This is a genomic window from Sphingomonas kyungheensis, assembly GCF_037120395.1.
In the GTDB taxonomy this organism is placed as follows: Bacteria; Pseudomonadota; Alphaproteobacteria; order Sphingomonadales; family Sphingomonadaceae; genus Sphingomonas; species Sphingomonas kyungheensis.
This window is the reverse complement of sequence record NZ_JBBBDM010000001.1, coordinates 1-18,727: the sequence shown is the minus strand read 5'-3', so window position 1 is coordinate 18,727 and position 18,727 is coordinate 1. Positions and strand designations below refer to the sequence as shown.

The window sequence follows — 18,727 nt, the reverse complement described above, 5'->3', positions numbered from 1 at the left end:
GATGCTCGGCTTCGGCCTCGCCATCGAACCGCAGATCTGGGCGCTGATCTTCGTCATGGTGCGGATCGGCGCGGCGTTCATCGTCGCGCCGGTGTTCGGCGCGGTGGCGGTGCCGCTGCCGGTGCGCGTCGGCCTGTCGGGCGCGATCGGCATCTTCGTGCTCAAGGTCCATCCGGTGGTGCCGCCGGCGCAAATCTTCGCGGCGGCGACCTTCCTCGCGATCTTCGCCGAGGCGCTGGTCGGCACCGCGATCGGCTTCATCCTGCAGATCGCCTTCGCCGCGCCGATGATCGCGTCGGAGATCATCGGCGGGTCGATGGGCATCGGCTTCGCCTCGTCGATCGATCCGCAGAACGGCCGCTCGACGCCCGCGCTCGGCCAGTTCTTCACGGTGATGCTGACGCTGCTGTTCCTGTCGGCGGACGGTCATCTCGTCCTCGTCGAGCTGCTGGTGAAAAGCTATGAGACGATGCCGCCGGGCAGCTGGATCGCGCCCGAACGGCTGCGGCAGATCGCCTTCTTCGGCGGCTATGCCTTTCTCGCCGGACTGCTGCTCGCGTTGCCGGTCGGCTTCCTGCTGCTCTGCCTCAACCTGATCGTCGGCATGGTCAGCCGCGCCGCACCCGCGCTCAACCTCTTCTCGGTCGGCCTGCCCGCCAGCCTCGCCGTCGGCGTCGTCGCGCTCGCCGTCGCCTTCCCGGCGATGGGCGATTACATGCTCGTCATCGTCCGCGAAGGACTCGCCGCGACCCAAGGTCTGGTGATCGGCTGATGTCGGAGGGTGGCGACAAGACGGAAGCCCCGACGGCCAAGCGCAAGCAAAAGGCCGCCGAAGACGGCAACATCCTCAAGTCGAAGGATTTCGCCACCGCATTGGTGGTCATGGCCGGCGTCGCCTGGCTGATCTTCGCCGGCCCGTCGCTGATCGCGGCGTGCAAGGCGGTGATGGCGGCGAGCTTCCAGTTCGACCGGACCGACGTCGAGGATTTCTCGCCGTGGCGGCCGTTGCAGCAGGCGGGATGGAAGCTGCTGCCGTCGCTGATCACCTTGTTCGCGGTCAGCATGGTCGCGACGATCCTCAGCTCGGCCGGGCTCGGTTCGCTGACCTGGAACAACAAGCTGATCGCCTTCAAGGGCAATCGCATCAATCCCGCCTCCGGCCTCAAGCGGATCATCGGCCCGCAAGGATGGATCGAGCTCGGCAAGTCGCTGCTCAAGGTCGTGCTGCTCGGCGCGATCGGCGCCTATATGCTGTGGTCGTCGAGCCGCGCGACGCTCGGCCTCACCTCGTCGAGCCTCGGCGATGCGGTGGCGGAGCTCGGCGGCACCTTCACCGGCATCATGATCGCGATGGCCGGCGGCCTGTTCGCGATCGCGCTGTTCGACGTGCCGGTCCAGATCCTGCAATTGCTCAGCAAGCTGCGCATGACCAAGCAGGAGGTGCGCGACGAGCACAAGGAAACCGAAGGCTCGCCCGAGGCCAAGGGCCATCAGCGGGCGATGCAGCGCGCGCTGGCGAGCGGCGGCGTGCGCAAGGCGGTGGCGGAGGCGCATGTCGTGCTGACCAACCCGACGCATTTCGCGGTCGCGCTGCGCTATGATCGCGGTCAGGACCAGGTGCCGGTGGTCGTCGCCAAGGGCCGCGGCGCGATCGCACTGGCGATCCGCGAGGCGGCGGGTGAGATGCGCGTGCCGGTGCTCGAATATCCGATGCTCGCCCGCGCGGTCTATTACACCAGCCGCGAAGGCCAGGAGGTGCGCGACGACCTCTATGTCGCGATCGCCACCGTCCTCGCCTTCGTCTTCAACGTCAACGCCGCGGCGCGCGGCATCGTCCAGCCGCCGATCGACGTGCCGGAAGGCGCCCGCTTCGACGAACACGGCATCAAGATAACCGGCAACAAAGCCTAAACGTCCGGCGGCGGCGGCCGTTATCAGAGATGAAGCGCGGAGTGCGACGATGACCACCACCACTGCCACCACGACGTCGACCAGCACCGCCACCACCACCGCGACGAGCAGCGCCAGCGTCACCAAGACCGCCGCGCAGCAGGTGCTCACCTCGCTCGACACCGGATCGGGCGTCGACACCGCCTCGCTCGTCACCGCGCTGGTCCAGGCGCAGTTCGCCGCCAAGAACGCCTCGATCACCAGCCGCAACACCGCGCTGACCGCGCAGATCTCGGCCGCGGGCACGCTCAAGAGCACGATCAGCAATTTCGCCACCGCGCTCGGCACGCTCAGCACCGGCGGCACGTTGCAGACGCAGCCGGTCAGCTCCAATGCGACCGCGCTCGGCGTCTCGGCGATCAGCGGCGCCAAGGTCGGTGACCTCAGCACCAGCGTCACCGTCAGCGCGCTCGCCTCGGCGCAGGGCGCGCGGTCCGCGGCGGTCGCCGATCGCACCGCGACGATCGCCACCGGCAAGCTGACGCTCCAGCTCGGCAGCGCCACCTACAACAGCGCCGGCACCGCGATGACCGGCTTCACCGCGGGCAGCAGCGCGGCGGTCTCGATCGACGTCACCGACGGCAGCCTCAACGGCATCGCCAGCGCGATCAACGCCGCCAAGGCCGGCGTCACCGCCAGCATCATCACCGATGCCGACGGCAAGGCGGTGCTGTCGCTCAAGGGCACCACCGGCACCGATCAGGCCTTCACCCTCACCGCAGACGATTCGTCCAGCGCGCTCAGCCAGTTCAACGTCGGCCCGAACAGCGGCATGACGCTGACCGGCACCGCCGCCAATGCGCAGCTGACGGTCGACGGCGTCGCGGTGCAGCGCAGCAGCAACACCATCTCCGACCTGGTCAGCGGCGTGAAGCTTCAGCTCAACGCGGTGACCGGCGGCCCGGTCGCGCTGTCGAGCACGCGGCCGACGAGCGCGGTCGCCCAGGCGGTGGCGGATTTCGTCGACACCTACAATCAGGTCTATGCCAGCGCCAAGGGGCTGACCGATGCGAGCACCGGCGACCTCAAGAGCGACACCGCCGCCAAGACGATGGTGCGCTCGCTCCAGTCGCTGACCACCAAGACACTGGTGTCCAACCCGGGCACCAACGCACCGACGACGCTGGCGCAGATCGGCGTCTCGACCAATCGCGACGGATCGCTGTCGGTCGATACGGCGACGCTCAACAAGATGATGGCCGCCTATCCGGACGAGGTCGAGGCGATGTTCGCGCCGACGACCGGCAATGCCATCGGCCTGTCGAGCACGCTCAACGGCATCTCGCTCGCCGCGGCGAGCAGCGTCACCGGGCTCGGCGCCTCGACCACCCGCTATACCAAGGCGCAGACCGATCTCACCGACGAACAGGCGAAGATCACGACGCTGTCGGATGCGATGTCGACCCGGCTGACCCAGCAATTCTCGACAATGAACAGCAAGGTCGCCGCCTACAAATCGACCCAGACGTTCCTCGAAAACCAGATCAAGGCTTGGAATTCGGACAAGTAAGATGGCGTACGCAACGGCTCTTCGCGGCGATCCCTACGCCACCTATCGCCAGATCGACGTCGTCGGCCGCACTGCCGAGGCGCAGGGGCCCGGCCTCGTCCAGCTCCTGTACGAGGAACTGGTGTCGGCGCTGCGCGCGGCGGCCTGGGCGGTCGAGCACAATCAGCTGCGCACCAAGAGCGAGCGCGTGACGCGCGCCACCGCCATCCTATTCGCGCTTGAATCCGGCCTCGACTTCGAGCGCGGCGGCGAGGTGTCGACGACGCTGGCGCGGCTCTATGCCGGTATCCGCCAGACGGTGATCGCCGCCTCGGTCGGCTACGATCCCGCGCCGTTCCGCGCCGCCGCCAACAGCCTCAGCGAGATCGCCGAAGCGTGGCGCACCGCGCGCGCGGCGTGAGGACGCGGTTGGTCAACGGTTCGATACGACGTGATTGGTCATGCAACGCCGGATGTCGTCGGCAATCGCCGTCGCCGCCGGGGTCGCGCCGCGGTTGACCAGCACGAATTGCGCAGGGGGCAGTGCCGGCAGACCGTCGACCTCGCGCAGATCGGCTGCCCGGCAGGCCGATCGCGTCATCGGCATGATCCCCAGCCCGGCGGCGACCGCCATCAACAGGCCCTCCCCGCTCGGACTCTGGCAGGCGATCCGCCAGCGTCGGTCGGCCCGCGCCAGCGCCTCGATCGCCGCGGCACGATAGGGGCAGGCGTCGGGATAGACCGCCAGCGACAGGATGGGTTGCGTCGCGTCGACGTGCGCCGCCGCCGCCCAGACGAGCGGTTCCGACCATAACGCCTCGCCGCGCGGGTCGCTGCCGCAGCGGCTGCCGAGCACGACATCGAGTCCGCCCTGATCGACCAGGTCGAGCAGATCCCCCATCAGGCCGATCTGCAACGCGACTTCGACCCCGTCGTGCGACGTGCCGAAACGCCGCAGGCATTCGATCAGCGGCCCCTTCGCCATCCCTTCGCTCGCTCCGACGCGGATTCGGCCGCGCAGGTGGCGGCGGGCGTCGAGACTGAGGCGCGCCTCGGCAGTCAGCGCCAGGATACTGCGCGCATAGCCAGCCAGCTGCCGTCCCGCCGCCGTCGGCACCACCGTCCGCGTCGTCCGGTCGAACAGGCGATGGCCGACATCCGCTTCCAGTCTCCGCAAATGGGCACTCACCGCGGATTGGGTCAGGTGCAATGTCGCAGCGGCCTGCGTGAAGCTGCCGGTATCGGTGACGGTGAGGAAGCTTCGGAGGAGGACCGGATCGAGCATCAATCGATCATTAACCGCACTGAATGGCGCTAGCAATCGTCGTTTGTTTGCTGAATGCCGGCCATGCATAGCGTCCGGCATTCCGATACCGAATGAGGTGCAGCATGCCCGCTCCCGCCAACGCCGCCCACGCCCCCGTCATCCGATCAGGGGGATGGCGATTGACCGGCATCGTCACAGCAGTCGTCCTCGCGTCAGCCTTGGTCCTGATCGTCGGGATCGGCGGCAGCATGGGGGCGCGCTCCGCCCTCCGCATGACCGCGCGTGCCTCGCTCGTCCTGTTCCTCAGCGCCTTCACCGCATCGGCGCTCCATCGCCTTCGGCCCATGCCGCTATCGCGCTGGCTGATGCGGAACCGTCGCTACCTGGGCGTTGCCTTCGCCGGATCGCACCTCGTCCATGCGCTGGCGATCGGGGCCTCTATCCGGGCCGATGCCGATGCGTTCTACGCTTCGCAGCAGCCGTCGGGCTATATGCTCAACGGCATCGGCTATGCCTTCATCCTCGCCATGGCGGCTACGTCGTTCCGCGCGCCGGCGCGCATGATCGGGACGACTGCGTGGCGGTGGCTGCACTGGGTCGGCGGCTATTACATCTGATTCGCCTTCGCCAAATCCTATGTCCCCCGCGCCCTCCACGATGGCTTTTACCTACCCTTCGCCGCGGCGCTGTGTCTCGCCTTGGCCTTGCGCCTGTCTGCGGCGATCCGGACGGCACGCCCCTATTTCTGGAACCAGTGGCGGTGCGCGAAATAGCCGAGCACCGTCGCGGCGATCGCGGCGCAAAGCCCCATGATCGCATCGAACGCCCAAGGCTCCTGCGCATAGGGCAGGTCGGCGACGTTCATGCCGTAGACGCCGGTGATGAAGGTCAGCGGCAGGAAGATCATCGCGATGATCGAGATGATCAGCGAGCGGCTGTCGATCTGTTCGCTGCGCAGGTCGGTGAGCGCCTCGTGCATCAGCGAGGCGCGCTCGCGGATCGATTCCACCTCCTCGGTCATCCGCGCCGCGCGATCGGCGGCGGCGGCGAGGTGGCGACGATCGTCCTCGGCGAGCCACGCGCCGGGCAGCGCCGCCAGCTTTTCGAGCGCGGCGCGCTGCGGACTGAGGAAGCGGCGGTAGCCGATCGCGGTGACGCGCACCCGCGTCACCACCCGGCGCAGGTCGAAGACGCGATTGGCGTCGAGCCGCTCCTCGCAATCGTCGAGCTCGTCGCCGAGGTCGGCGACATGCGGATCGAGGTCGGTGGTGATCGCGGTCGCCACCGCGGCGATGAAGTCGCCGGGGTCGACGATCGTGCCAGCCGCAATCTGCGTCTCGACGTCGGCGATGCCGATCAGCGGCCGCCGCGTCACCGAATAGACGCGCCCCTTGATCGCCCAGATCCGCACGGAGGCGAGCGGATCGCCGCTCGCCATCTCCTCCGACGACCGGCCGCGCAGGTTGAGCAGCGCGCCGTCGGCAAAGGCTTCGCAACGCGGCCGCGTCTCCGAAGCGGTGAGCGCGTCGACGACGTAATCATCGAGTTTGGCGGCATCGCGCAGCCAGGCCTGCGCCTCCGCCTCGTTGCTGGTGAGATGCACCCAGACGAAATCGGCGGTGCAGGCGAGCGCCTCCTTGACCGCGACGCGCTCGACCGCGCCGTCGGTCACGCGATAGCCGAATCCGCTCATGCCATCACCAATTCGACGGTCAGCCCCTCGCCCGCCGCCGCCGCGGGCCAGGCCTCGCGCGCCGCATCGGCACGGGCGCGGTCGAGGATCGCGGCGGGCACGCCGGGATGGTGGATGACGCGATCGGCATTGGCGAGCGCACGCGCCTGCCGCAACGTCAGATCGTCGGGATCGGGCGAGCCGAGCGTGATGCGGACATGGCCGCGGCCGCGCGGCTGGTCCGCGGCGAGCCAGCCGTCGACATCGACGTCCGCGACAGCGCCGAGCGGATCGAGCGGGCCACCCGCCGCCATCGCCGCGCCGAGCGCGCGTCGCCGCTCGCCGCCATCGGGGTAGCGCGCGCGCAACGCCGGCCGCGCCGCATGCAGCCGGGTGGCGAGCGCGCCGAGCCCGGCGGGCAGCCATGCCTCGAGCCGCTGGCGCAGCGCCGCCGCCAGCCCCGCCGACACGCCGCCGGTGCCGATCGCGACGAGAACCGGATCGCGATCGACGATCGCCGGCGTGGTGAAATCGCACAGCTCGGGCCGGTCGACCGCGTTGACGAGGATGCCGCGCGCCCTGAGCCGCCCGACCGCCGCCACCGCCGCATCCTCCTCCTCGATCGCGACCACCGCCAGCGCCGCATCGACCTCCTCGCCGACGATCACCGCGCCAGCGCGGTCGAGCAGCCGCCGCTTGGCCTCGGCCGGCTCGCCGGTGCCGAGCAGGATCACCGGGCGGCCCGCCAGCCGCACGAACAGCGGCAGGCTGTGCAGCGTCACGCCGGATCGCGTCCCGGCATCAGCCAGTCGGGGACGCGCTCGGCGGCGAGGATCGTCTCCGCGGCGATCCGGTCGGCGACCACCGCGAACCGGTCGCCGTCGACGAGCACCTCGGGCACCAGCGCGCGGCTGTTGTAGGTCGACGCCATCGTCGCGCCATAGGCGCCCGCTGTGCGGAACACCGCGAGGTCGCCGCTCACCACCGCATCGATGTCGCGCCCCATCGCGAAGGTATCGCCGCTCTCGCAGACCGGCCCGGCGATATTGGCCGTCATCCGCTCGCCGCTCGGCGCGACCGCGTCGAAATCGTGCCAGGCATCGTAAAGCGCGGGGCGGGCGAGGTCGTTCATCGCCGCATCGACGATGACATAGGGATTGGTGACGCCCGGCTTGACCCAGATCACCTCGGTGAGCAGCACGCCGGCATTGCCGGCGATGACCCGGCCGGGCTCGAACATCAGCTCGACGTCCCAGCCTTCCGTCACCCGCGCGACCATCGCGCCGTAATCGGCCGGGCTCGGCAGCGTGTCGCCGGCCTTGTACGGCACGCCGAGCCCGCCGCCGAGATCGACATGGGTGATGCGATGCCCCGCCGCGCGCAGCTCGGCGACGAGCACGCCGATGCGGCGATAGGCTTCCTCGAGCCGCGACAGATCGGCGAGCTGGCTGCCGATGTGGCAGGCGACACCGCGCAGATCGAGCCCGTCGAGCGGCGCGAGCCGTGCGAACATCGCCGCCGCCTGGTCGATCGGCACGCCGAACTTGTTCTCGGCGCGCCCGGTCGAGATCTTGGCATGCGTGCCGGCGTCGACATCGGGATTGACGCGCAGCACCGCCGGCGCGCGCTTGCCCTTGGCATGGGCGAGCCGCGCGAGGACGACACCTTCCTCCTCCAGCTCGAGGTTGAACTGGCCGATGCCCTCGTCGAGCCCGCGCGACAGCTCGGCCCGGGTCTTGCCGACGCCCGAGAAGACGATGTCCGCCGCCGGTATGCCGGCGGCCAGCGCGCGCGCCATCTCGCCGCCCGACACGACGTCGGCGCCATAGCCTTCCTCGGCGAGCAGGCGCAGCACCGCGACATTGGGATTGGCCTTGATCGCATACGCCAGGTGGATGCGGCCGAGCGGCTTCAGCCCCTCGCGAAACACCTGCGCGTGGCGGCGGAAGGTCGCGGTGGAATAGACATAGACCGGCGTCCCCACCTCATCGGCGATACGGGTCAGCGGCACGTCCTCGCAGTGCAGGATGCCGTCGCGGTGGTCGAAATGGTTCATCGGGCGTGGATCGATTCGAATGTTAGTTGGGCGGCAGATCGAAATCGTCGGCGCGCCGCTGTTCGGAATTGCGCAGCAGCTCGTCGCTGCGCTGCGGTCGCTGCTGCGTCGTCGGCGTGATCAGCTGCGCCGGCGTCGGCGTCGCCTTGGCGCCGTAAGGCGCGACCGGCAGCGGCCGGCCCGGCGCGGGCTGCAATTCCTTGGCGGCGCCGCAGCCGGCGAGCACCAGCAGCAGCGAGACGACGGGGACGAAGGCGATCGGACGTTTCATCGCAGACTCTCCCGCGCCGCGGCGATCGCGGCGCGCACATTGGCGGGCGCGGTGCCGCCGAAGCTCGTCCGGCTGGCGACCGAGGCATCGACCGACAGCACGTCGTACAGGCTCTGGTTGACGCGGGGATCGATCGCCTCGAACTCGGCATAGGGCAGTTCGTCGAGCCGCACGCCCAGCTCCTCGGCGCGCTTGACCGCGCGGCCGGTGACGTGATGCGCCTCGCGGAACGGCAGCCCCGCCTCGCGCACCAGCCAGTCGGCGAAATCGGTCGCGGTCGCGAAGCCGCTCTCGGCGAGGCCGCGCATCCGGTCGGTGCGGAAGGTCGCGCTGGCGATCATCCCGGTCATCGCCGCGATCGACAGGCCGAGCAGGTCATGGCATTCGAACACCGGCGGCTTGTCGTCCTGCATGTCCTTCGAATAGGCGAGCGGCAGGCCCTTCATCGTCACCATCAGGCTGGTCATGCAGCCCATGATCCGCCCGGCATGGCCGCGCACCAGCTCGGCGGCATCGGGATTGCGCTTCTGCGGCATGATCGAGCTGCCCGTCGACCATTGATCCGAGAGGGCGACGAAGCCGAACGGCTGCGACGCCCACAGCACGAATTCCTCGGCGAGCCGCGACAGATGCAGCGCGGTCTGTGTCGCCGCGGTGAGATAGTCGAGCGCGAAGTCGCGGTCGCTCACCGCATCGAGGCTGTTGCGCGTCGGCCCGTCGAAGCCGAGCGCGGCGGCGGTCATCGCGCGGTCGAGCGGAAAGCTCGTCCCCGCGAGCGCCGCGGAGCCGAGCGGGCAGAGGTTCATCCGCGCGCGGGCATCGCGGAAGCGCGACACGTCGCGCGCGATCATCTCGACATAGGCCATCAGATGATGGCCCAGCGTCACCGGCTGCGCGGATTGCAGATGGGTGAAGCCCGGCATCACCGCATCGGCATGCGCCTCGGCGCGGGTCAGCAAGGCGTCGGTCAGCGCGGCGAGCGCGCCGAGCACCTGATCGATCGCGTCGCGCACCCACAGGCGGAAATCGGTCGCGACCTGATCGTTGCGCGAGCGTGCGGTGTGCAGCCGCCCGGCGACCGGGCCGATCAGCGCGGCGAGCTTCGCCTCGGTCTGCATATGGATGTCTTCGAGCGCGAGATCCTCGGCAACGCCGTTCGCCTCGTAATCCGCGGCGACCGCGTCCAGCCCGGCATCGATCGCCGCGGCATCCTCGGCCGCGACGATGCCCTGTTTCGCGAGCATCGCGACATGCGCCTTCGATCCGGCGATATCCTGTCGCCACATCCGCTTGTCGAACGGGATTGACGCGTTAATCTCCCGCATCACCGCGGCGGGCCCTTCGGCGAACCTGCCGCCCCACATCGAATTGGAACCGCTCATGCTCCCGGCCTCTTCCACGCGCGTCGCGATCGTCTGTCTCCTGGCGCTCACCGCCGCGGGCTGCGATAGGCAAAGCACGTCCTCCGGGCAAGCGAACGCGCAAGCCGATGCGACCACCGTATCGCCCGACGAGGCGACCGGCACCAGTTCCGGCGCGGCAATCGGCCTCGATCGCAGCCACAAGGGCACCGCGGCGCCGACCACCCCCTTCACCGATGCCGCGGGCAAGCCGGTGACGCTCGCCGCCTTCCGCGGCCAGCCGGTGCTGGTCAATCTGTGGGCGACCTGGTGCGGCCCCTGCGTCGCCGAGCTGCCGACGCTCGAGGCGCTGGCGAAGAGCGGCCATATCCGCATCGCCGCGATCAGCCAGGACAGCGGCGCCGGCGCCGACGTCCCCGCCTTCCTCAAGGCGCATGGCGCGCCGACGCTCGTCCCCTATCACGACAAGGCGATGGCGCTGGCGACGGGCTGGGGCGCGACGCTGCCGACGACGGTGCTGTTCGACGCTGCGGGCAAGGAGGTGTGGCGCTGGAACGGCGGCAACGACTGGAACAGCGCTGCGGCGGCCAAGCTGATCGCCGAGGCGGGGTGAGCCTGATTCGCGGGATGGTGATTGCGTGGGCAGGCAAGCGTGCCCTCGAATGCGGTCCGGCCGGGGAAGGTTGAGGCTCGCTGCCCGCCATCACGTCCGGGCTGGAAAGGCGGGGCTCTGCAGGTGATGTCTCCCTTGGGGAGGGGTGCGCTTCGCCACGCTCAGCGCGAACGGCAATTACATCGGGATCGGCCATCCCCCCGCCGTTAGCCCTGAGCTCGTCGAAGGGCGGGGTTCCGCAGGTTGACTTGCGAGGGACCCACTCGGCGACCCGATATGCGCTTCCAACGCGATCAGCTGAGGGTGACCGCCTCCAGTTTCACCACCCGCGCGATCTGCGGCAGGATCTCCCGCACCGCAAAGTCGTGCAGCTCGGCCGAGCGCGACGTGCTCGCATCCTCGACGACGACCACGTCATAGGACAATTCCCACGCGACGCGCGCCGTCGACTCGACGCCGAAATTCGTCGCGATGCCGGCGATCACCACCGTCTTCACGCCGCGGCGGCGCAGCAGCAGATCAAGGTCGGTGCCGGTAAAGGCACCCCAATGATGCTTGAGCACGACGAGGTCGCCGTCCTGCCGCAGCCCGTCGACCAAGGCGCTGAACGCCGGCGGCGTCCCCTCGGCCGGCAGGCGGGGCTGGTCGACATTGAGGCTCGGCATCGTCTCGGGCGTGACGCCGACGTGGACGAGCACCACCGGCGCGCCCGCCTCGCGGAACCGCGCCGCGAGCGTCTTGCCCGCGGCGACGACGGCGTCGGCGCTGTGCGGCCCCTTGTCGCCGGCAACGATGCCGTCTTGCAGGTCGATGAGGATCAGGGCGGTGGAGCGGGGGTCGAAGGTCGGCATGTCGCGCTCAACCGGCCGCGCCCGCCGCGGTTCCCGGAGAGTCGCAGGGCGAGAGGGCGCGCGGCACCCAGATCGCCGAATCGTCGTCGCCATAGGCCTCCGCCTGCCCGTCGAGCGCGGTGACGCCGACCCAGGCGCAGACGATCGCGTCGAGCATGTCCTCATGCGCCTTGGCGTCGATGCCCGAAGGGCGGTCGGCAAGCGGCGGCAGGCGGTCGGCAAGCCCGTCGAACCGCGTCGCGAGCAGCGCCGCGATCCGCCGCCATTCGGCGTGGAGCAACCCGCGCCGCACCGCGAGCGGTTCGCCCGGCCAGTATTTGGCGCTGTTGCCCGCCTTGTACGGCAGGCGCCGCGCGCCACCGGCGAGCCGCACGAGCGCCGGATGCGGATAGACCTCGATCAGGCCGCCCGCCGGCGCATCCTGCATCCGCAGCGGATATCCCGCCGCAGCGAAGCCGGCCCGCAGCCTGTCGCTCAACGCGCCCGGCCGTTCCGCGCTCGGCGAATGGGTCGCGCAATGCCAGGCGCCGAACGCCCGCGCGATCGCGTTATCCGACGGCCTTCGCGCGGTGATCGGCGTCAGCGCCAGCGGCATGTCGATCGCGACCAGTCCGACCGGCGCTCCCGCCAGCCGCTGCGCCGCATCGAGCAGCGCGGGCACGTCGGGCACCGCCCCGGTCGGGGCGCCGTCCAGCGTCTCGCCATGCGCCAGCGCCAGGAAATGCGCATAGGACGGCGCCACCGCCCGCAACGTCCACCGCCCCGCCTGCCGCACGGCGAGCGCGACGCCGCTCGGCCGCGTCTCCGTCCACGCCGCGTCGATGCCGAGCACGACATCCATGATCAAAGGAGATGGGAAACCGCCGGAACGGCGAAAACTGGATGCCCGACAAGGATTCGAACCTTGATTGACGGAGTCAGAGACCTTGTAGTTACGCTACGGAATGCGTCTCTATTCGGCGGCATGTTGCATCTGTGTTGCATCGGCCTCGTCTGCACTGATTAGCGCCGACTGTGTCGCAAGACCCGCCGACCCTCCCATCACACCAATTTCGAGCTGCGCCATCACCGCCGCGTCATCCTCGACGGCGGCGAACAGATGCCCGTAGGTATCGAATGTCACCTGGATAGACGAATGCCCCATCCAAGTTTGCACGCGCTTCGGAGCGACGCGCTGCTCGATCCACAAGGACGCGGCAGCATGGCGGAAGCTGTGCAGCGTGTATCGCCCCTCCCGCACGATCGCTCCATCCTTCCCGACTACCGCCTCGCCATTCTTCATCCGTGGCGTAGTCACGCCGGCCGCGAGCTGGATAGGCTCCTGGAAGCCAACGACGAGGTTGGGGTGGAAGATCGGCGTCCCTTCACGCGAGGGGAATACCAGCCCCAGATCGGAGCTCGGGCAGATCGCCTTCCATTCCGTCAACGCGGCAACGACAGTCTTCGGCACAGGAATCGTGCGCCAGCCGGCCGCCGTTTTCGGTGGCCCGATGACGTTCTGGAAGTCGGAGCGTTGGTCGACAGTAATAGTCCCGCGCGCCAGATCGACATTGCGCCAAGGCAAGGCCCGCACCTCGGATGCGCGCAAGCCGGCGAACAGCAGCACCAGCAGCAGCGGATAATCCATCGGCCGGGCGTTGCGCGCCGCTTCGATCATCAGCCTCATGTCGGCCTTTGTCGGCGGCAGCACCTTGGCCTGCTCCCGGCGCGCTCGGCGCATGGTGACGCCTCGGCACGGGTTCTTCGCGGTAAAGCCAGTGCGCTCCGCCTCGCTGACGATCGATGTGAGCGATCTGAGAACGCGCGCGACCATCGGCCTAGAACGGCCCTGCTCCAGCAGGCCGTCGCGGTAAGCCTCGACCATAGGCTTGGTCAGCTGGTTCAGCCGTCTGGCGCCAAGGTACGGATTGATGTGAAGCCGCACGTGCTGGCCGTAGGCCGCGATCGTAGAGCGCTCCAGATCCTCGCGCTCGGCACGCGCCAGCCACAGCTTCGCAGCCTCCGCAATGGTGATGCTTTGGCTGTCAGCGGTATGCGTGCCGTGCCGCACCTCATGGCCAGCGGTCAGCTCGAACTCGTCAGCCTCTTTCTTGCGGGCGAACTGCTTTGCGCGTCGCTTACCCTGGCTGTCGCGATAGTCGACTTGCCAAGCCGTTTTTGCCTTCCCGGCCGGCGTCACCCACTCTCTTTTCCTGACGGACATGCACGACTCCTGCGGGAAAACCGCGCCCGCTACAACACGGTTGAGCGCCATACGCAACTTTTGCTTGTATCAATACGCAACTTCTGCGTATATGATGGCATGACCGACAAAACCTCCATCGCGACGGCGCTCTATTCCCGCCAGCAAGTGGCGCGGCTTACCGGGATAGACGACTCGACCCTCAACTATTGGATGCGCGAAGGCGTGCTCCTGCCAGCCGAGGGCGGCACCGGCCGCGGGCAACATCGCCGTTTTGCGTATCATCAGGTCAACCTTGCCCTGCTACTCGATCAGCTCCGCGGGTTCGGTGTGTCGCTGCCGGCGATTAAGCGCTTAGCTGAGCGGTTTCATGATGCGGTCGCGTTCTTTGATGCGTCTGGCTTAACTCGTCAGAACAATGACCTTGCCTTTGACATTATGCTGCTGAGGCAGCGTGTTGCATCGCAGGGGCATGAAACGTTCAGTATCTTCGATGACTATTTCGAGAAGCACCTAACCGTCTTCCCGTGGCTTCGCACCAAGCAATTTGAGCGGGGTCAGCGCCATTATAAATATACCGATGCCGTAGTTTCCTTGGACGAGGCGCTTGAGCTCAAGAAGCTTGGCCACCTTGTTTATGGTCGCGAGCCTGACCTTGCATACGACGTTTACGATAGCGAGGTCGAACGGCTGCTTCGTATCGATGTGGCGTCCTACTTCAAGGCGCGGTCCTACTGGACTGCAATAATGTCCATAGACCAACCGTCCCCGGATCAGGTTGATGAAAGCTACTACTCTGCCCTGTCGTTCTACCGCGACGCAGAAGGCGAGTGGCAGCTAGCCGCCGGCGATCCGTCGTCTGACATGCGCAGCTACGTCGGCGTCTACCTCGAGCGCCTGACCGCAGAAGCGTGGGCTAAGTTATGAGCCCCGCCGATGAACAAATCGTGCCGCAAACGGGAACGAGCCGTGACCGCAATCCTGTCCTCGCGGATGATCTGCTGAGCGGCGCCAGTGCCGCAGCGGCTTACCTCGGCATCGGTCGGAGCGCCGTCTATCACCTGACCGAGGGCGGGCATCTGCCAGTCACCCGGAAGGGAAGGCGGCTGTTCTACCGCAAGAGCGAGCTTGACCGCGCTTTCTCGACGGGTGCGGTATGACTGAGTTGCGCACTATCACCATGGAAAGCGAGCCGATGCCGTTGGGCCACGGCCGTGCTGTCATCTTCCGGCTGATCGATGGTCAACTTGAGGCGGAATGGAAGCCCCGTATCCCGCATGGGCCTTGGGCGAGCCGGCTTCTGCCTGCCTACCGGCGCGCGCGTCAGGAGTTCCTGCGCCGGGTCGCGCTCAAGACCGGGCTGAACATGCTGGTGGTGGAGCTATGAGCCGCCTCGACAGCGCCGACTTGGCGCGCATCGTCACCAGCATCCGCGACCGCTACCCCGTGTCGGGTGTGGCGACCAAGGCTGGCGTAAAGCTGCACCGGGCGGGCAACGAGTTGAAAGGCTGCTGCCCGTTCCATAGCGACAACACACCATCGTTCACGATCTACGCAGATGATCGCCGGGCGCATTGCTTCGGCTGCGCCTGGTCGGGCGACGTGCTCGACTTCGTGCAGCAGGCCTATGGCGTAAAACTGCGCGGCGCGATCGACATGCTCGACGGTGGCGCGCTTCGCCAGCTCGAACAGCAGCGTGCGCCGGCCAAGCCGAAGGCGGACCTGCGGCCGGTGGCGCAGCGGATCATCAACGAGTCCGCGCCGATCAAGGGAACGCCTGCGGAGGCCTACCTGCGGTCTCGCGGCATCACGATGGATCTGCCGCACACGCTGCGGTTCGCGCGCCTCACGCCGCCCCAGATTGAGGGTAACGGGCTCCTGGCGGCGAATGGCCCTGCCCCGCTGCCCGCGTTGGTCGCGATCGTCACGGATGCGGCAGGCGAGTTGCTTGGGCTGCAACGAACCTACCTGACGGAAGACGGCCAAAAGGCTGTCACCCGACCGACCGAAACGGACCGCAAGCCGAAGGTCAAATACAGCCTCGGGCACGTTGCCGGCGGATCGATCCAGTTGGGGCCGCCCGCCCCTAGCATGCTGGTGACGGAAGGCTTGGAAGACGGCCTGACACTAGCGCAGATGCTGGGTCGGTCTGTCTGGGTCGCGGCGGGCACGTCGATGCTACCACAGATGGCATTTGCCGACGTGACGCGCGCGATCGTAATCGGAGCTGATGGCGACGCGGCCGGCGAGGCAGCAGCGCAGAAAGCGCAGGCGGTGTTCATCGCCGGGGGTTTGCATGCGCGGATCACCCGCCCCCGCGCGCCACACAAAGACTTCAACGCTCAGCTGATGGAGGCGATCAATGGGTGACGTTCTGCGTCCCGCCGCCTGGGCGGATAAGGAAGCCGCGGAGTTGCTTGAAGCGCTCCGCGAGCACAGCACGACCATTTGGGATCATCATCCGAAGAACCCTTACCGTGATCGGTTTGCTGAGCCGCGCAGGAAAGGCTTCCCCGATGCAGTATGACGCGAGCAACAGCGTCGATAAGTCGCCGGCCCTAGCAGATGAACTCGATGACGTTTCCTCCGCAGCTGAGACGAACCGGCCCGTATCTGCAAAGCCGATGATCCAACTCCGAGCCGGCGAGCTGCATGTCACTGCCACTCTCGCAGAAAGCGCTCTTATCAGGGCCGGCGCTCCGCTATACGTCCGCGGCGGCATTGTTCGCCCGGCTGTAGACGACATGCCTGCTTCGCATGGCCGCCGGACGAAGGTGGCGCGGCTATGCCAAGTCGACGGCAACATGTTGGTCGACCACCTCTCCCGCGTCGCAGACTGGACGAAATGGAATGAGCGCAAGAAAGGTCTGGTCGCCACTGACCCGCCGCGCGACGTAGCTCTGACGATTTTGTCCCGCGATGGAGAATGGCGTTTGCCCCGCCTCGCGGGTGTGATCACGACTCCGACGTTGCGGCCAGACGGCACAATCCTTTCCGAGCCTGGCTATGATGAGGCCACGCAGTTGCTGCTGTTGAACCCACCTTCGATGCCTGCAATTAGCGAGGCGCCAACTCGGGGTCAGGCGCTTTCAGCATTGGCTTTCCTAGATCAGCTGCTCGATGAATTTCCCTTTGTGGATGCTGCTAGCCGGTCCGCGGCACTCTCCGGGCTTATTACTCCGGTGGTTCGTGGAGCGATGCCCGTGGCGCCCCTCCATGCCACCACCGCTCCGGTCGCGGGCTCGGGCAAGAGCTACATCATCGACCTTGCCTCCGCGATCAGCACTGGCGAGCGAGCGCCCGTGATCGCCGCGGGACGTAACGAGGAGGAGACAGAAAAACGGCTCGGTGCAGCTCTGCTGAACGGTCAAGCCATTGTCTCAATCGACAACGTCAACGGTGAGCTTGGCGGGGACGCCCTATGCCAGATGATCGAGCGCCCAGTGGTTTCGGTCCGCCCGCTTGGAGTCTCGAAGCTGGTCAAAATCGAAAGTCGCGCGACAACGTTTGCGACTGGCAATAACATTCAATTGGTCGGTGATATGACGCGCCGCACACTGCTTTGCTCCTTGGATCCGAACATGGAGCGGCCGGAGCTGAGGACGTTCCAAGCGAGCCCTTTTGATGAGGTGCTTCGCAACCGAGGGAAATACGTCGCAGCGGCGTTGACGATCGCACGTGCTTACGTGGCGGCAGGATTTCCGGGTCTGCTTCCTTCCCTTGCGTCGTTCGAGGATTGGAGCCGGTTCGTCCGCTCGCCTCTCGTTTGGTTGGGTCGGGCTGATCCCGTTGAAACGATGGACAAGGCTCGGGCAGAGGATCCGGTTATCGCTACGCTTTCGGGCGTGCTTACCGCGTGGCATGGTGCGGTCGGATCGTCACCGCGAACTACCGGCGAGATCAAAGAAGCTGCCGAGCTGCGCGACACGTACAACGGCAACATCAATGGTATCCTTCGTGAGGCACTGGCTGAGGTAGCCGATGACAAGCGCGGAGGCATTGACGCCAAGCGACTTGGGCGCTTCCTGTCACGGTATCAGGGCAGAATCGTGGAAGGCCTCAAGGTTCTGGCTGGCGAAGATGCGCATGCCAAACAGAAGAACTGGCGGGTCGTTCGTGCCTAACTCGGCTACTCCACAACCTCAAATGTTGGCTCCTTAAGCGCGCGGCGAGACGACGCGACGAATGTTGAGGCAAGTGTTTCGCCTTCCTTGGCCAGAGCAGTGGCTTGCGTCGCGACTAGGACGGCCGCCCCTTCTATCGCCGCTGACAATGCCTCCGCCCGCGGGCTGGCCACCCACGCGACTGCGCCCCTAAGCAGCGGTCCTTGGTTCGATGATTGCTCGACAGGGAGAGCCTCCATTTCCCGCCGCATGTTGCGATACTCTTGGACCAACTCAAACAAGCTTGCATAGCGGCGAGAGTAAAGCGCGAGTTGCGCGGCATAGCTCCCTTCGCCCCCATCGATATAAATCGACACTTCAGCGGGCGTGACGACGACCTCGCCATCAGCCTTTATGCCTATCGGATGCCGTATCCAGCGCCAGCTCTCAATCCTCGCATCGGTAGGCCAGTCTTCGGGGCGCGGAGCGTTAAACGCTGTTACCATCTGATCTACGCTAGCGAGCATGCCCCGCAGTTTAAGAGCGAGGAAATGAGTCGCGGCGACTTTTGCACCTCGCTCATGCGCCAGCCGATCCCTCTCCGGTCGCCCGGCCAGGACCACGGCTGCGATGATACCGCACCCTGTGAGCAGACCACTGACCCAATCTGCAACCGATCCCCAATCAACTGACGATGCGCATGGCATAAGCGCGAGAACTCCGTTTGCGGGTATAAGCGGGTATAAGCGGGTAACTTCTCAGCCACATGTGGAATTTTCGCAGTCCTTCCCTTTGCTAAATCCGAGGCAGCGGTCGGGATGATACCCGCATAACCCCTGACGTGCCCCCCGTTTCTTCATCCACCTGGAACTAGAGACCGGCCCTTGGAGGGACGGACGGAATGAAACGGAA

The 18,727-nt window shown here is 67.0% G+C and carries 21 protein-coding genes; 11 read left to right on the top strand and 10 right to left on the bottom strand.

The window, feature by feature from the left end; translation table 11 throughout:
* Nucleotide 1 precedes the first annotated feature (1 nt).
* From fliR to fliS, 4 genes are read left to right on the top strand one after another with little or no spacing between them, the layout of a single operon-like run.
* Nucleotides 2-772, top strand: a complete 771-nt coding sequence (gene fliR, locus V8201_RS00105) for a flagellar biosynthetic protein FliR (RefSeq protein WP_037535177.1) — start codon at nt 2-4, stop codon at nt 770-772.
* On the top strand, nt 772-1,911 hold the full coding sequence (locus tag V8201_RS00100; protein WP_037535178.1) for an EscU/YscU/HrcU family type III secretion system export apparatus switch protein: 1,140 nt from the start codon (nt 772-774) through the stop codon (nt 1,909-1,911). Before fliR ends, V8201_RS00100 begins: the two co-directional genes overlap by 1 nt.
* A 49-nt stretch (nt 1,912-1,960) precedes the next feature.
* Entirely contained in the window at nt 1,961-3,460 is a 1,500-nt protein-coding gene (gene fliD / locus V8201_RS00095; RefSeq protein ID WP_336544173.1) for a flagellar filament capping protein FliD, read from the top strand.
* Between the two features lies 1 nt (nt 3,461).
* Complete coding sequence (gene fliS, locus V8201_RS00090; protein ID WP_037535180.1) at nt 3,462-3,860, top strand: flagellar export chaperone FliS; 399 nt, start codon at nt 3,462-3,464, stop codon at nt 3,858-3,860.
* 12 nt (nt 3,861-3,872) lie between these two features.
* On the opposite strand, the gene V8201_RS00085 is transcribed toward fliS, so the two are convergent.
* Nucleotides 3,873-4,724, bottom strand: coding sequence for a LysR family transcriptional regulator (locus V8201_RS00085; protein WP_037535181.1), 852 nt, complete (start codon nt 4,722-4,724; stop codon nt 3,873-3,875).
* A gap of 161 nt (nt 4,725-4,885) precedes the next feature.
* Here V8201_RS00085 and V8201_RS00080 point away from each other — a divergent pair, with 161 nt between their 5' ends.
* Nucleotides 4,886-5,323, top strand: a complete 438-nt coding sequence (locus tag V8201_RS00080; RefSeq protein ID WP_336544172.1) for a hypothetical protein — start codon at nt 4,886-4,888, stop codon at nt 5,321-5,323.
* Nucleotides 5,324-5,445: 122 nt separating this feature from the next.
* Here V8201_RS00080 and V8201_RS00075 read toward each other — a convergent pair whose 3' ends face one another.
* From V8201_RS00075 to argH, 5 genes are read right to left on the bottom strand one after another with little or no spacing between them, the layout of a single operon-like run.
* Nucleotides 5,446-6,399: a CorA family divalent cation transporter gene (locus tag V8201_RS00075; RefSeq protein WP_271299640.1), complete on the bottom strand. Its 954-nt coding sequence runs from the start codon at nt 6,397-6,399 to the stop codon at nt 5,446-5,448.
* Nucleotides 6,396-7,160 carry a precorrin-2 dehydrogenase/sirohydrochlorin ferrochelatase family protein gene (locus V8201_RS00070; protein WP_037535183.1) on the bottom strand — a complete coding sequence of 255 codons (765 nt, stop codon included), beginning with the start codon at nt 7,158-7,160 and terminating at the stop codon, nt 6,396-6,398. Before V8201_RS00070 ends, V8201_RS00075 begins: the two co-directional genes overlap by 4 nt.
* Nucleotides 7,157-8,434, bottom strand: coding sequence for a diaminopimelate decarboxylase (lysA, locus tag V8201_RS00065; RefSeq protein WP_336544171.1), 1,278 nt, complete (start codon nt 8,432-8,434; stop codon nt 7,157-7,159). The genes V8201_RS00070 and lysA overlap by 4 nt, the downstream gene beginning before the upstream one ends.
* A 22-nt stretch (nt 8,435-8,456) precedes the next feature.
* Nucleotides 8,457-8,705 (bottom strand): hypothetical protein, encoded by a 249-nt coding sequence (locus tag V8201_RS00060; protein WP_037535185.1) that lies wholly within the window; start codon nt 8,703-8,705, stop codon nt 8,457-8,459.
* A complete protein-coding gene (argH, locus tag V8201_RS00055) occupies nt 8,702-10,069 on the bottom strand; it encodes an argininosuccinate lyase (RefSeq protein WP_336544520.1) in 1,368 nt (455 codons plus the stop codon). Before argH ends, V8201_RS00060 begins: the two co-directional genes overlap by 4 nt.
* A 16-nt stretch (nt 10,070-10,085) precedes the next feature.
* On the opposite strand from argH, the gene V8201_RS00050 reads away from it, so the two are divergent.
* Entirely contained in the window at nt 10,086-10,679 is a 594-nt protein-coding gene (locus V8201_RS00050) for a TlpA family protein disulfide reductase (protein WP_271299642.1), read from the top strand.
* Between the two features lie 293 nt (nt 10,680-10,972).
* Here V8201_RS00050 and V8201_RS00045 read toward each other — a convergent pair whose 3' ends face one another.
* The 3 genes from V8201_RS00045 to V8201_RS00035 form a co-directional block, all read right to left on the bottom strand.
* A complete protein-coding gene (locus V8201_RS00045; RefSeq protein WP_336544170.1) occupies nt 10,973-11,530 on the bottom strand; it encodes an isochorismatase family protein in 558 nt (185 codons plus the stop codon).
* 7 nt (nt 11,531-11,537) lie between these two features.
* Complete coding sequence (locus V8201_RS00040) at nt 11,538-12,362, bottom strand: DUF429 domain-containing protein (RefSeq protein ID WP_336544169.1); 825 nt, start codon at nt 12,360-12,362, stop codon at nt 11,538-11,540.
* A 120-nt stretch (nt 12,363-12,482) separates the two neighbouring features.
* Nucleotides 12,483-13,784: a tyrosine-type recombinase/integrase gene (locus V8201_RS00035; RefSeq protein WP_336544168.1), complete on the bottom strand. Its 1,302-nt coding sequence runs from the start codon at nt 13,782-13,784 to the stop codon at nt 12,483-12,485.
* A gap of 48 nt (nt 13,785-13,832) precedes the next feature.
* Here V8201_RS00035 and V8201_RS00030 point away from each other — a divergent pair, with 48 nt between their 5' ends.
* From V8201_RS00030 to V8201_RS00010, 5 genes are all read left to right on the top strand, one after another.
* Nucleotides 13,833-14,639 carry a helix-turn-helix domain-containing protein gene (locus V8201_RS00030; protein WP_336544167.1) on the top strand — a complete coding sequence of 269 codons (807 nt, stop codon included), beginning with the start codon at nt 13,833-13,835 and terminating at the stop codon, nt 14,637-14,639.
* Nucleotides 14,636-14,872, top strand: a complete 237-nt coding sequence (locus V8201_RS00025) for a helix-turn-helix domain-containing protein (RefSeq protein ID WP_336544166.1) — start codon at nt 14,636-14,638, stop codon at nt 14,870-14,872. Before V8201_RS00030 ends, V8201_RS00025 begins: the two co-directional genes overlap by 4 nt.
* A complete protein-coding gene (locus tag V8201_RS00020; protein ID WP_336544165.1) occupies nt 14,869-15,099 on the top strand; it encodes a hypothetical protein in 231 nt (76 codons plus the stop codon). Before V8201_RS00025 ends, V8201_RS00020 begins: the two co-directional genes overlap by 4 nt.
* Nucleotides 15,096-16,082: a DUF7146 domain-containing protein gene (locus V8201_RS00015; RefSeq protein ID WP_336544164.1), complete on the top strand. Its 987-nt coding sequence runs from the start codon at nt 15,096-15,098 to the stop codon at nt 16,080-16,082. Before V8201_RS00020 ends, V8201_RS00015 begins: the two co-directional genes overlap by 4 nt.
* Nucleotides 16,083-16,189: 107 nt before the next feature.
* The gene (locus tag V8201_RS00010) at nt 16,190-17,836 is read left to right on the top strand and encodes a hypothetical protein (protein WP_336544163.1); all 1,647 of its coding nucleotides are present in this window, start codon (nt 16,190-16,192) and stop codon (nt 17,834-17,836) included.
* Between the two features lie 5 nt (nt 17,837-17,841).
* Here V8201_RS00010 and V8201_RS00005 read toward each other — a convergent pair whose 3' ends face one another.
* Nucleotides 17,842-18,321 (bottom strand): hypothetical protein, encoded by a 480-nt coding sequence (locus V8201_RS00005; RefSeq protein WP_336544162.1) that lies wholly within the window; start codon nt 18,319-18,321, stop codon nt 17,842-17,844.
* Nucleotides 18,322-18,727: the final 406 nt, after the last annotated feature.